This is a genomic window from Serratia sp. BNK-10, assembly GCF_047456065.1.
Classification (GTDB): Bacteria; Pseudomonadota; Gammaproteobacteria; order Enterobacterales; family Enterobacteriaceae; genus Serratia; species Serratia ureilytica.
Genome location: NZ_CP179894.1, coordinates 4,044,785 through 4,057,761, shown reverse-complemented (window position 1 = coordinate 4,057,761; position 12,977 = coordinate 4,044,785). Strand labels below are relative to the sequence as shown.

Annotated in this window: 9 protein-coding genes; 7 read left to right on the top strand and 2 right to left on the bottom strand. The window is 63.2% G+C overall.

Going from position 1 to position 12,977, the window contains the following annotated elements:
* Positions 1-7 precede the first annotated feature (7 nt).
* The 3 genes from ACMGG9_RS19510 to ACMGG9_RS19500 are packed head-to-tail and all read left to right on the top strand — an operon-like array spanning position 8 to position 3,981.
* A complete protein-coding gene (locus ACMGG9_RS19510; RefSeq protein ID WP_414161649.1) occupies positions 8-802 on the top strand; it encodes an aspartate dehydrogenase in 795 nt (264 codons plus the stop codon).
* Between the two features lie 16 nt (positions 803-818).
* Positions 819-2,288: an aldehyde dehydrogenase gene (locus tag ACMGG9_RS19505; protein WP_142002942.1), complete on the top strand. Its 1,470-nt coding sequence runs from the start codon at positions 819-821 to the stop codon at positions 2,286-2,288.
* 52 nt (positions 2,289-2,340) lie between these two features.
* Positions 2,341-3,981 carry a thiamine pyrophosphate-binding protein gene (locus tag ACMGG9_RS19500; protein WP_025304194.1) on the top strand — a complete coding sequence of 547 codons (1,641 nt, stop codon included), beginning with the start codon at positions 2,341-2,343 and terminating at the stop codon, positions 3,979-3,981.
* A gap of 41 nt (positions 3,982-4,022) precedes the next feature.
* Here the strand turns inward: ACMGG9_RS19500 and ACMGG9_RS19495 are convergent, their stop codons facing one another.
* Positions 4,023-4,775, bottom strand: a complete 753-nt coding sequence (locus tag ACMGG9_RS19495) for a M48 family metallopeptidase (protein WP_004937650.1) — start codon at positions 4,773-4,775, stop codon at positions 4,023-4,025.
* A gap of 238 nt (positions 4,776-5,013) precedes the next feature.
* Here ACMGG9_RS19495 and tkt point away from each other — a divergent pair, with 238 nt between their 5' ends.
* The gene (tkt, locus tag ACMGG9_RS19490) at positions 5,014-7,008 is read left to right on the top strand and encodes a transketolase (RefSeq protein ID WP_033632127.1); all 1,995 of its coding nucleotides are present in this window, start codon (positions 5,014-5,016) and stop codon (positions 7,006-7,008) included.
* Between the two features lie 69 nt (positions 7,009-7,077).
* Here tkt and brnQ read toward each other — a convergent pair whose 3' ends face one another.
* On the bottom strand, positions 7,078-8,400 hold the full coding sequence (brnQ, locus tag ACMGG9_RS19485; protein ID WP_046687774.1) for a branched-chain amino acid transport system II carrier protein: 1,323 nt from the start codon (positions 8,398-8,400) through the stop codon (positions 7,078-7,080).
* Positions 8,401-8,969: 569 nt separating this feature from the next.
* Here brnQ and ACMGG9_RS19480 point away from each other — a divergent pair.
* From ACMGG9_RS19480 to ACMGG9_RS19470, 3 genes are all read left to right on the top strand, one after another.
* Positions 8,970-10,058: an ABC transporter substrate-binding protein gene (locus ACMGG9_RS19480; RefSeq protein WP_197752522.1), complete on the top strand. Its 1,089-nt coding sequence runs from the start codon at positions 8,970-8,972 to the stop codon at positions 10,056-10,058.
* Positions 10,059-10,136: 78 nt separating this feature from the next.
* On the top strand, positions 10,137-11,906 hold the full coding sequence (locus tag ACMGG9_RS19475) for an ABC transporter permease (protein WP_414161648.1): 1,770 nt from the start codon (positions 10,137-10,139) through the stop codon (positions 11,904-11,906).
* Positions 11,899-12,969, top strand: coding sequence for an ABC transporter ATP-binding protein (locus ACMGG9_RS19470; protein WP_033652192.1), 1,071 nt, complete (start codon positions 11,899-11,901; stop codon positions 12,967-12,969). The genes ACMGG9_RS19475 and ACMGG9_RS19470 overlap by 8 nt, the downstream gene beginning before the upstream one ends.
* Positions 12,970-12,977 lie beyond the last annotated feature (8 nt).

Genomic DNA, 12,977 nt, shown 5'->3' with positions numbered 1-12,977 from the left:
GAAAAAGATGAAGAAGATCATGATGATTGGCTATGGCGCGATGGCGAAGGAAGTGATCGCCCGTTTGCCTGAAGGCGTGGAGGTCGGCTGGATCCTGGCGCGCGCAGCTCATCATGCGGCGATCGATGAGGCTTTTGGCGGGCGGGTGCAGGCGCTGACCCATCCGGAGCAGTGTTCGCAGCGGCCGGATCTGGTGTTGGAGTGCGCCAGCCAGCAGGCGGTGGCGGAGTTTGGCGAAGCGGTGCTGCAGTGCGGCTGGCCGCTGGCGCTGATTTCGACCGGCGCGCTGGCGGATGCCGCATTGCAACAGCGGTTGCAGCAGGCCTGCCGCAGCCATCACGGGCAACTGATCGTGCTGTCCGGCGCGGTGGCGGGCATGGACGGGCTGGCGTCGGCGCGCGAAGGCGGGCTGGAAAGCGTGACCTATCAGGCCAGCAAAAGTCCGGCCAGCTGGCGGGGCAGCCCGGCGGAGCAGCTGATCGATCTCGATGCGGTGCGTGAAGCCCAGGTGTTTTTTGAAGGGTCGGCGCGTGAAGCGGCGCGTTTATTCCCGGCCAACGCCAACGTGGCGGCCACCATTGCGCTCAACGGCTTGGGGATGGACGCCACTCGGGTACGCCTGCAGGTCGATCCCGCCACCCGGCGCAATACCCATCGGCTGCAGGTATGCGGCGACTTTGGCGAGTTTCACATCGAGCTGAGCGGCACCCCGCTGGCGACCAATCCCAAAACATCAACCCTGGCGGCGCTGAGCGCGGTACAAGCCTGCCGCCGTCTGGTGGACGGCGGTTTTATTGCCTGAACGGCAGGAGCGGAGCATGGAACGATTGAATATTTTTGTCGCCGGGCGCTGGCGTGAAGGGCGCGGCGAAGAGATGGCTTCGGTATTTCCGGCCGACGGCAGCGTCAACGCGCGGCTGCGCGCCGCTAACGTCGAGGATGTCAACGAGGCGGTTGAGGCGGCGGAAAAGGCCTGGCGCGCGCCGGAATGGCGTGGGCTGGTGCCGCACCAACGCGCCTCAATTCTCTACCGCGTGAGCAACCTGATCCTGGCGCAGCAGGAACAGCTGGCCGAGTTGCAGACGCGCGACAACGGCAAACCGCTGGCGGAAACCCGCGGCCTGGTGGCCAGCGCGGCGGCGACCGCGCGTTACTTCGCCGCCGCTTGCGAAGTGCTGGAGGGCGAGCTGCCGACCCCGCGCAGCGCCGAAGTGATGACGCTCAGTCAGTATCAGCCGATGGGGGTGATCGCCGCCATCACGCCGTGGAACTCACCGATCGCCAGCGAAATGCAGAAGGTGGCGCCGGCGCTGGCGGCGGGTAACGCCGTGGTGCTCAAACCGGCCGAAGCCACGCCGCTGATGGCGCTGAAGCTGGCCGAGCTGTTCGAACAGGCGGGGCTTCCTGCTGGGCTGCTCAGCGTGCTGCCGGGCAAAGGTTCGGTGATCGGCGAGGCGTTGGCGCGCCATCCGTTGGTGAAAAAGATCGCCTTTACCGGCGGGACCAGCACCGGGCGCCATTTGGCGCACATCGCCGCCGACAAGCTGATCCCCACCTCGCTGGAGCTGGGCGGTAAATCGCCGACCATCGTGCTGGAGGACGCCGATCTGGAGCAGGCGGCGCGCGGCATCTGCTACGGCATTTTCAGCTCCGCCGGCCAGGCGTGCATCGCCGGTTCGCGGCTGTTCGTGCATCGTTCGCTGTATCAGCCGCTGCTGGCGCGCTTGACCGAACTGACGGCGGGGCTGCGCATCGGCAACCCGCTGGTGCCGGGCGTGCATCTCGGCCCGCTGATCAGCGCCAAACATCGGCAAAGCGTGGCGGACTACGTGGCGCTGGCGCGGCAGGAGGGCGGCCGGGTGGTCATCGGCGGTGAAGCGCCGGCCGATCCGCAACTGGCGAGCGGCAGCTATTACCTGCCGACCATTATTGAAGGTTTGAACAACGACGCCCGCGTGTGCCAGGAGGAGATCTTCGGGCCGGTGCTGGTGGCGCTGCCGTTCGACGACGAGCAACAGCTGATCGAACAGGCCAACGACTCGGTGTACGGCCTGGCGGCCGGCATCTGGAGCCGCGATTTCCCGCGGGCGATGGCGCTGGCGGAGCGGTTGGAAACCGGCACCGTCTGGGTCAACACCTACAAAACGTTCTCGATTTCCACGCCGTTCGGCGGTTTCAAGGAAAGCGGGCTGGGCCGCGAAAAGGGCCTGAACGGCATCAAGGCCTACATGCAGCAGAAAAGCGTGTATCTGGCGCTGAGCCATCAGGTGAACCGCTGGAGCGACTAGGCCGACACCTCTACGCATAACCCTAATAACGACTACCCTAAGAAGGCAGATGATGAGCGATAAAATCACGGTTGGCGAGGCGATAGCCCGGACTCTGGAACAGTACGCGGTGTCGGCGATGTACGGCATCATTTCGATTCATAATCTGCCGATCGCCGATGCGGTGGGGCAGCGCGATAAAATTCGCTTCGTGCCGGCGCGCGGCGAAGCGGGCGCGGTCACCATGGCCGATGCGCATGGGCGCTTCTCCGGCCTGGGCGTGGCGTTGACCAGCACCGGCGCCGGCGCGGGCAACGCGGTGGGGGCGATGATTGAAGCGCTTAACGCCAACACGCCGCTGTTGCATATCACCGGCCAGGTGGAAAAAGCCTATCTGGACGCCGACGCCGGGTTTATTCATGAAACCCGCGATCAGCTCGGTTTTCTGCGCGCCTGCTCCAAGCGCGCCTACCGGGTCAATTCGCCGGAACAGGCGGTGGCGGTGATCCAGCGAGCGATCCTGGATGCGCAAACCGTGCCCTGCGGCCCGGTGGCGGTCGAGATCCCGATCGATATCCAAAGCAGCCTGGTTTCCCGCTCGGTGCTGACCGAAGCATTGGCGCCGGCGCCGCTGCCGAAGGCGGACGATGCGGCGGTGGAGCGGCTGCATCAGCGGCTGAAACAGGCCAAGCGCCCGTTGCTGTGGCTGGGCGGCGGCGCGTTGGCCTGCGGCGATGCGGTGCGCAAGCTGGCGGACGCCGGCGTGGCGGTGATCTCCAGCACCCACGGGCGCGGCATTCTGCCGGACAGCCATCCGCGCAGCCTGCGGGCGTTCCACAACTCGCCGAGCATCGAGGCTATCCTGACGCAGTGCGACCTGACGCTGGTGGCCGGTTCACGGCTGCGCAGTAATGAGACCCGCACCTGGACGCTGCCGCTGCCGCGCCCGCTGGTGCAGATTGATATCGATCCGGCGGCGGCCAACCGCAACTACCTGGCCGATGAGCAGATCAATGGCGACTGTGCGGCGCTGCTGGCCGCGCTGGCGGCGCGGCTGAGCCCCGGCGAGAAGGTCAACGCCGAGTGGGATGCCGAGATCGCGGGGGCGGTGCAGCAGGCGGAGAGTGCGTTGCGTCAGCAGTCCGGTGAATACGCCAAACTCAACGACGCCATCGACGCCGCGCTGCCGCAGGACGGATTGCTGGTGCGCGATATCACCGTATCCGGCAGCGTCTGGGGCAGCCGTTTGTTCCGCGCGATCTCGCCGCTGTGCAACATTCACTCGCTGGCCGGTGCTATCGGCATGGGGCTGCCGATGGCGATCGGCACCGCGATCGCCAACCCGCAGCGCAAGGTGGTGGGGCTGGTGGGCGATGGCGGTTTGGCGCTGGGCCTGGGGGAACTGGCGACCATGGCGCAGGAACAGGTGAACATCACCCTGCTGATCATGAACGACGGCGGTTATGGCGTGATGCGCGGCATTCAGGACAAGTATTTCGCCGGGCGCCAGTATTACAACGAGCTGCATACGCCGGCCTTTACTCAAATAGCCGAAGCGATGGGGCTGAAAGCCTGGAAGGTCGAGGCGGCGGCGCAGTTCAACGGCGTGCTGGCCGAAGCGATCAACTACCCGGGGCCGTCGGTGGTCGAGGTGGACATGAAGCAGGTCGGGCCGCTGACCTTCGCCGGGCCGCCGCAGAAAACCCTGTATTGAGACGATAAAAAACGCCCGGCGGTTGCCGGGCGTTCTCGTTGTTACTTCTCTGCCGCGATGCGATCGCGAATGTGCTGCGCGCGCGCTTGGGAAGACGGGTGATCGTCGAACATGCTGCTCTGACGGCCGGCTTCCATTTGGGCCAGTTTTTCGAAGCTGGTGGCCAGGCCGTTCGGATCGATGCCGCGCTTTTTCAGCAGATCGAACGAGTAATCATCCGCTTCGCTTTCCTGCTTCTGCGAGAACTGGGCGCTGACCAGCTTCTCGCCGATGTCCGCCAGCTGCGACTGCGACAGCGAGCCGATAACGCCGCCGGCGGAGGACGCCGCGGTGCGCAGCGCCACGGTGCCGTAAGCCACCTGCATCGCTTTACGGGTGTGGCCCAGCGCCACGTGGCCCATTTCGTGGCCCAGCACGCCTTCCACTTCGTTGTCGTTCATGATATCCATCAGGCCGCTGTAAACGCGGATACAGCCGTTGGCCATCGCCCAGGCGTTGACGTCTTTGGTCACGTAGACCTTGTAGTTGGCCGGGGTGCCGTTGATGTTGTCGCCCAGCGCCGCAGCGATTTTGTTGAGACGCTTGGCATAGGTGCTGTCGGCCGGCGCGATTTGTGCCTTGCTGTCCATCTCGGCGCAGGATTTATCACTCAGGGCCTTAACGTCGTTGTTGCTCAGGGTCGCCGCCTGGAACGCCTGCGCGCCGGACTGCATCAGGGTTTCGGTATTCAGGTTTTGACAGCCGGTTGCCAAGGTGGCAATGCCCAACGCAATCAAAGAGGTACGGATCTTCATAACGCCATCTTCCTGTGAAGGTAACAAGGTAAAAGAGTCATTTTGCTTTGAGGCTATCTTGCCGCAAGAGCCTAGTGTACGCCAGACGGGGCGAGAATAGTGTTATTCCGAAAAAGCGTCCAATCGTGCTAATAAGTGGTGAACTCGCTCTCATTTGGCATTAGGGATTGCCGTTGTGATGTGGAGTCTGAGAAAATAGGGAACTTGACTGCTTTTTTTATCCGACCTGGAGTAAAACATGTCCTCTCGTAAAGAGCTTGCCAACGCCATCCGCGCACTCAGCATGGACGCCGTACAAAAAGCAAATTCCGGCCACCCGGGGGCCCCTATGGGCATGGCGGACATCGCCGAAGTCCTGTGGCGCGACTACCTCAACCACAACCCGACTAACCCGCACTGGGCTGACCGCGACCGTTTCGTGCTCTCCAACGGCCACGGCTCCATGTTGATTTACAGCCTCCTGCACCTCACCGGCTACGACCTGCCGATGCGCGAGCTGGAAAACTTCCGTCAGCTCCATTCAAAAACCCCGGGCCACCCGGAGTACGGTTACACCCCGGGCGTTGAGACCACCACCGGCCCGCTGGGCCAGGGTATCGCCAACGCCGTCGGCTTCGCCATCGCCGAACGCACCCTGGCGGCGCAGTTCAACCGCCCTGGTCACGACATCGTCGACCACCACACCTACGCCTTCATGGGCGACGGCTGCATGATGGAAGGCATTTCGCACGAAGTCTGCTCCCTGGCCGGCACCCTCAAGCTCGGCAAGCTGACCGCCTTCTACGATGACAACGGCATCTCCATCGACGGCCACGTCGACGGCTGGTTCACCGACGACACCGCCCTGCGTTTCGAAGCCTACGGCTGGCACGTGGTGCGCAACGTCGACGGCCACAACCCGGACGCCATCAAGGCCGCGATTGAAGAAGCCCGCAAGGTGACCGACAAGCCGTCGCTGCTGATGTGCAAGACCGTTATCGGCTTCGGTTCGCCGAACAAGGCCGGCACCCATGACGTGCACGGCGCCGCGCTGGGCGCCGCCGAAGTGGCCGCCACCCGCGAAGCGCTGGGCTGGAAATACGCCGCCTTTGAAATCCCGCAGGACATCTACGCCCAGTGGGACGCCAAGGAAGCCGGTCAGGCCAAGGAAGCGGCCTGGAACGACAAGTTCGCCGCCTACGCCAGGGCCTTCCCGGAACTGGCTGCCGAGTTCAAGCGCCGCATGAACGGCGAGCTGCCGGCGGACTGGAAAGCGGACGCCAAAGCGTTCGTGGAAAAACTGCAGGCCAACCCGGCCAACATCGCCAGCCGCAAGGCGTCGCAGAACGCGCTGGAAGCGTTCGGCAAGGTGCTGCCGGAGTTCCTGGGCGGCTCCGCCGACCTGGCGCCGAGCAACCTGACCATGTGGTCCGGTTCGAAAGCGCTGAACGTTGACCCGGCGGGCAACTACATTCATTACGGCGTGCGCGAGTTCGGCATGACCGCCATCACCAACGGCATCGCGCTGCACGGCGGGTTCCTGCCGTACTCGGCGACCTTCCTGATGTTCGTGGAATACGCCCGCAACGCGGTGCGCATGGCGGCGCTGATGAAGCTGCGCAACGTGTTCGTCTACACCCACGACTCCATCGGTCTGGGCGAAGACGGCCCGACCCACCAGCCGGTGGAGCAGCTGGCGAGCCTGCGAGTGACCCCGAACATGAGCACCTGGCGTCCGTGTGACCAGGTGGAATCGGCGGTGGCATGGCAGTACGGCATCGAGCGCAACGACGGCCCGACCACGCTGGTGTTCTCGCGCCAGAACCTGACCCAGCAGCCGCGCACCGCAGAGCAGCTGGCGAACGTGTACCGCGGCGGCTACGTGCTGAAAGACTGCGCGGGCACGCCGGACGTTATCCTGATTGCCACCGGCTCCGAAGTGGGCATCACGGTGGAGGCGGCGGACAAACTGACCGCGGCGGGCCGCAAGGTGCGCGTGGTGTCGATGCCGTCGACTGACGCGTTCGACAAGCAGGATGCGGCGTACCGCGAGTCGGTGCTGCCGGCGGCGGTAACGGCGCGCGTGGCGGTGGAAGCGGGTATCGCGGACTACTGGTACAAGTACGTGGGCCTGAACGGCGCTATCGTGGGCATGACCACCTTCGGTGAGTCGGCGCCGGCGGAGCAGCTGTTCGCCGAGTTCGGCTTCACCGTGGACAACGTGGTGGCCAAGGCGCAGGCGCTGCTGAAGTAAGCCGCCGGGCGCAAGCCGATAAAAAAGCCGGTCATCATGACCGGCTTTTTTTATGGGCGGAAATCGCGATTACGACGCGGCCTTGACGCTTTCGGCGCTGCGCAACCGGTCGTAAGCCGCCGCCAGCAACAGCACCAACAGCGTAGGCTGCAGCCAGACCAGACCCTGCTCGGCCAGCGGCAGCTTATCGAACCAGGCGGGCAGCAGGCCGCTGAAGCTTGAAGCCTTCAGGCCATCGGCCAGGCCGAACACCAGGCTGGTAGCGATCACCGGCGCGAAGACGCGTCTGGCGCTGCGCCAGCGGTTCTGGCTGAAGCTGAGCAACACCAGCGCGATGCAAGGCGGGTAGATCGCCGTCAGTACAGGCAGTGAGACGCGGATCAGATTGGCCAGCCCCATGTTGGAAACCAGCATGGCGAAGAGGGCGAGGATGACCACCAGCGCGCGATAAGAGAGCGGCAGGTAGCGGGAGAAGAAGTCCGCGCAGGCGCAGGTCATGCCGACCGCCGTCACCAGGCAAGCGATGAACATCAGCACCGCCATAAAAACGCTGCCCAGATCGCCGAAGGTGTGCTGCACATAGGCGTGCAGGATCGCTGCGCCATCCTGAGCACCGCTGCCGACCAGGCTGCCGCTGCCGGCGCCCAGCTTGAACATGCAGATATAGACCAGCGTCAGGCCGACGCCGGCGATCAGGCTGGCCCACAGGGTGTAGCGCAGCAGCAGGCCGCTGTCGCTGACGCCGCGCGAGCGGGCGGCGGTGACGATAATCGAGCCGAACATCAACGCCGACAGCGTGTCCATGGTTTGATAACCCTGCACGAAGCCGGTGGAAAACGCCGCGGCCTGATAGCTGCCGACGGCGGAGACCGGCGCACCGGCGGGCCACACCAGGGCGGCGATGCCGAGCGCGGCCAGCGCCAGAATTTTCAGCGGCGCCAGAATATGGCCGACGTTATCGAGCAAGCGGCCGGGATACAGCGACACAACCATCGCCAGGGTAAAGAACAGCAGGCTGTAGATGAACTGCGGCAGGGCGCCGTTGCCGGTGAAGGGCGCGATGCCGAGGGCGAAAGAAACATTGGCGGTTCGCGGGGTGGCGAACAGCGGGCCGAGCGCCAGATAGCAGACGGTCGCCAACAGCAGGCCGGCGGTGCGGCCGATGGGGCCGGTCAGCAGGCTGATGCTGCCGCCGACGCGCGCCAGCGCGATCACGGCGATCACCGGCAAAGCGACGGCGGTCACCATAAACCCGAGGGCGGCCGGCCACAGATGTTCACCGGACTGCAGCCCCACCAGCGGGGGGAAAATGATGTTGCCGGCGCCGACAAACAGGGCGAAGGTCATAAAGCCCAGGGCGATAATGTCTTTCGGGGATAAACTCTTGGTCATAACGGTATGGCACTGCCTGTATTCATGAAATAAACGGCCTGGCTGCGAAATGAAGCGCTGCAGAAGGAGGCGCGTGGGGCTGCGTACGCCCGCAAAAATTTTCGTCCGGCAGGATATAATAATTCGGCGATAAAAACCTGATTAATACAGCGCTGTTTATCCTGGCGTGAACCGGCCGCACAGAGGGATCATGGCGGCCGGCCCGGCAGCGCGCTAGCGCGCCACCCTGTCTATCGACAGCGGAATTTCGATATGCGGCTTGAAAGAGACGTGCCGTCTTCGACCGGTTTACGGGGGAAAAAGATCGGCATATCGCGGGTTGAATGCCGGCTTTGTTCTGACGTTGCCGGGGCGCCATCGTACAGCGAATTCGCCTGCTGCGGCGCTCACGCCTGGCAGAATAGTCTGCGACACGGATGACCGCCAAGCCCGCGCCGCCGGGCGCGGGTATTGACTGAAAAACGTCCAACCTCACAAAACCGAAAGATAACAAGCAACGCCGTTGCCTCGTCGCAATTATTAACTGTATGTTAATTTTTGGTTTATTAAATGTGATCTGGGGATGGATGATGATGAAAAAAATCAGCGCTACCGTGGCTGCAATCACCTTACTGGGCTCCGTTTCCGCCTATGCGGCCTTCCCGGCGGGCTACCCCGCCGACTATCAGAAACTGGTCGACGGCGCGAAGAAAGAAGGCAAGGTGGTGATTTACTCGACCACTGACACCAAAGCGGCGGCGCCACTGATCCAGGGATTTGAGGCGTTGTATCCGGGCATCAAGGTCGAATACAACGACATGAACAGCACCGAACTGTATAACCGCTTCATCAGCGAGCAGGCGGCCGGCGGCACCAGCGGCGACCTGGTGTGGAGTTCGTCGATGGACACCATTTTAAAACTGGCGGGCGATTACGCGCAGGAGTATGCCTCTCCGGAGCGGGCTCAGCTGCCAAAATGGGCGGTATGGCAAGATAAAGTGTATGGCACCACCTATGAGCCGGTAGTGTTCATCTATAACAAACGCTTGATCCCGCAGGGCGATGTGCCGGATTCGCACGCGGCGTTGGCCAAGCTGATCGCCAGCCAGACGGACAAATTCAAGAAGAAAGTCACCACTTACGACATCGAAAAATCCGGCGTTGGCTTCATGCTGTCGGTGCAGGACTTCAAGGCCGATCCCAACTACTTCAAAACGCTGGCCGACGTGGCCAAGGGCGGGCTGGCGGTGCAATCCTCAACCGGCACCATGATGGAACGCGTTTCCTCCGGTGAAAACCTGATCGGTTTCAATATTCTCGGCTCATACGCCGAGGCCCGCGCCAAGAGCGATCCGTCGCTCGGCATCGTCTATCCGAAAGACTATACCCTGGTGCTGTCGCGCGTGAGCTTCATCAGCAAAGAGGCCGGCAACCCTAACGCCGCCAAGCTGTGGTTCGACTACGTGCTGTCGGAGAAAGGGCAAAATATTCTCGCCAATCAGGCTGATATCCCTTCGATCCGCAACGATGTCGAAGGCAAGAACGACATCGACGGCATGACCAAGCTGCTGGGCAACGCGCTCAAGCCGATCCCGGTCGACGACAGCCTGCTGGAGTATTTGCAGCCGGCCAAGCGTCTCGACTACATCAAACAATGGCGCGCCGCCGCGGCGAAATAACAGGGACTGCATTCGGACGCGCGCCTGACGTACAGGCGCGCGCCCTTTGGTCGTCGTTTACAACCATAGGGAGCATTTATGCAAGCATGGCGCAGAAAGTGGCAGAGCCTGCCGCGCGGCCTGGTGGTGTTGATAACCGCGCTGGTTATCTATGTCCCCCTGTCGTTTATCATCATTCAAAGCTTCCTCTCGGCACCGTTTTTCTCTCCCTCCAAGGTCTTCAGCCTGGAGGCCTTCGAGTTCATCTTTACCGACCCGGATTTCTACAAGGCGCTGAAAAGCGGTTTTATTCTGGCATTCGGCCTGGTGATTATCGCCATCCCGCTCGGCGGTATTTTGGCCTTCCTGATGGTGCGCACCGATCTGCCGGGGCGGCGAATTATCGAACCGCTGATTTTGGTGCCGATCTTCGTGTCGCCGATGGTGCTGGGTTTCGGTTACGTGGTGGCGGCGGGGCCGGTAGGCTTCTTCTCGCTGTGGGCGGAGGCGCTGCTGGGCTTCGTGCCGTGGAACATCTATTCGATGGCCAGCATCGTGGTTATCGCCGGGTTGACGCACGTGCCCCATGCCTACCTGTACATCTCCTCGGCGCTGCGCAGCGTGGGCTCCGACGTTGAAGAAGCGGCGCGCACCGCCGGCGCTACGCCGCTGCAGGTGATGACCGCCGTCAGCCTGCCGATGGTGCGGCCGTCTATCCTGTACGCCGGGGTGCTGCTGTTCTTCCTCGGGCTGGAGGTGTTCGGCCTGATGCTGGTGTTGGGCGATCCGGAGGGCAACCTGGTGCTGGCGACCTACCTGTATCAGTTGACCAACAAGCTGGGCACGCCGTCTTACCACCTGATGGCGGCGGTAGCAGTGGTGCTGATTTGCATCACCATTCCGTTGGTGATGCTGCAGCGCAGGCTGATGCGTACCGCCAACCGTTTCGTCACCGTCAAGGGCAAAGCCTCGCAGGCGCGCGCGTTGCCGCTGGGCAAATGGCGCTGGGTGGCCGGCGGGGTGGTGATGTTCTGGCTGACCGTGACCATCGGCGTGCCGCTGATCGGCGTGGTGCTGCGCGCCTTTATCTCCAACTGGGGCGTCGGCGTGTCTGTCTGGGACGAACTGTCGATCAACACCTTCCGCACCATCTGGGCGCAGCCCAACCTGCTGCGCGCCATCGTCAACTCGATGGCGATCGGGGTGATCGGCGGGGCGCTGGCGGTCGCGTGCTATCTGTTTATCGGCATCGCGATGCACCGCAAGCCGGACGGCGCCACGCGCTTCCTCGACTACAGCGTGCTGGTGCCGCGCGCGGTGCCGGGGCTGCTGGCCGGTTTGGCGTTCCTGTGGGTGTTCCTGTTCCTGCCGATGTGGCTGGATAAATCGCTCAAGGAAGGCTGGCTGTCCGTGCTGCCGATGGCCGAATGGCTGCGCGAGAACGTGATCGTCTGGCTGCGTTCGCTGCGCAGCACCATCTTCAGCGTCTGGCTGGCCTACACAGTGGTGTGGATGGCCTATGGCCTGCGGCTGATCTCTTCCACGCTGCTGCAGGTGGGGCCAGAACTGGAGGAAGCCGCGCGCAGCGCCGGCGCCAGCCGCGGCCAGATCACCCGACACGTTACCATTCCGCTGTCGCGCTACGGCCTGATCGGCTCCTGGCTGCTGATGTTCCTGATCTTTGAACGCGAATATTCCACCGGGGTTTATCTGCTGTCTCCGGGCACGGAAACCATCGGCTCGATGCTGGTTTCCCTGTGGGCCGCGGGCGCCATCGATATCGTCGCCGCGCTGTCGTTCATCAATATCCTGCTGGTGGTGCTGGGGCTGGGGATCGCCTTGCGCTTTGGAGTGAAATTACATGATTGAACTTTCGGTAGAGAACCTGCATTTGACCTATGGCGACAACCCGGTGCTGAAAGGGGTGTCGATGGATCTGAAACGGGGCGAAGTGGTCTCGCTGCTGGGCCCGTCGGGCAGCGGCAAAACCACGTTGCTGCGGGCGGTGGCCGGGCTGGAGAAGCCGAGCCAGGGGCGAATCGTCATCGGCGACAGCGCGGTTTACAACGGCAGCGCGCGCAGCGAAATTCCCGCCGAAGAGCGCAACCTGGGGCTGGTGTTTCAGTCCTACGCCCTGTGGCCGCACAAAACGGTGTTTGAGAACGTCGCTTATCCGCTGAAGCTGCGTAAGACCGCCTCGGCGGAAATCGCCCAGCGAGTGCAGGCAGTGCTGGATCAGCTCGGGCTGGGGCATTTGGCCAAGCGTCATCCGCACCAGCTCTCCGGCGGCCAGCAGCAGCGGGTGGCGATCGGCCGTGCGCTGGTCTACAACCCGCCGGTGATCCTGCTGGATGAGCCGCTGTCCAACCTCGACGCCAAGCTGCGCGAAGAAGCGCGGGTATTTCTGCGCGAGCTGATCATCAAGCTCGGTCTGTCGGCGCTGATGGTGACCCACGATCAGAACGAGGCGATGGCCATTTCCGATCGCATCCTGCTGCTCAATAACGGCAAAATCGAACAGCAGGGCACGCCGCAGGAGATGTACGGTTCGCCCGCCACGCTGTTCACCGCCGAATTCATGGGCAGCAACAACCGGTTGCCTGGCAAGATCGTGGCGCTGGAAGATGGCCGGGCGCGCATCGAAGGTAAGGATTGGGCGCTGTGGGGCAAAGCGGGCGAAGGCGTGCAGGTCGGACAGGAGGGCACGGCGGTGATCCGCGTGGAGCGCGTGCGGTTGGGTGAAGATCCACAGGGTAATCAGCTTGAGCTGCCGTTGCTGACCAGCATGTATCTCGGCGATCGCTGGGAATACCTGTTCCGCACCGTGGCCGAAGATTTCGTGGTGCGCGCCTATGGCCACGAGGCGCGCGATCGGGCGCTGTGCCGGCTCTCCCTGCCGGCCGAGCATCTGTGGATATTCCCGAAAGCTTAACCAGGACG

What these genes read in the sequence shown, in the direction of transcription:
- tkt (WP_033632127.1), top strand. Translation starts at nt 5,014, where the DNA reads ATGTCCTCTCGTAAAGAGCTTGCCAACGCCATCCGCGCACTCAGCATG.
- ACMGG9_RS19475 (WP_414161648.1), top strand. Translation starts at nt 10,137, where the DNA reads ATGCAAGCATGGCGCAGAAAGTGGCAGAGCCTGCCGCGCGGCCTGGTG.
- ACMGG9_RS19500 (WP_025304194.1), top strand. Translation starts at nt 2,341, where the DNA reads ATGAGCGATAAAATCACGGTTGGCGAGGCGATAGCCCGGACTCTGGAA.
- ACMGG9_RS19480 (WP_197752522.1), top strand. Translation starts at nt 8,970, where the DNA reads ATGATGAAAAAAATCAGCGCTACCGTGGCTGCAATCACCTTACTGGGC.
- ACMGG9_RS19470 (WP_033652192.1), top strand. Translation starts at nt 11,899, where the DNA reads ATGATTGAACTTTCGGTAGAGAACCTGCATTTGACCTATGGCGACAAC.
- ACMGG9_RS19505 (WP_142002942.1), top strand. Translation starts at nt 819, where the DNA reads ATGGAACGATTGAATATTTTTGTCGCCGGGCGCTGGCGTGAAGGGCGC.
- ACMGG9_RS19495 (WP_004937650.1), bottom strand. Translation starts at nt 4,775, where the DNA reads ATGAAGATCCGTACCTCTTTGATTGCGTTGGGCATTGCCACCTTGGCA.
- brnQ (WP_046687774.1), bottom strand. Translation starts at nt 8,400, where the DNA reads ATGACCAAGAGTTTATCCCCGAAAGACATTATCGCCCTGGGCTTTATG.
- ACMGG9_RS19510 (WP_414161649.1), top strand. Translation starts at nt 8, where the DNA reads ATGAAGAAGATCATGATGATTGGCTATGGCGCGATGGCGAAGGAAGTG.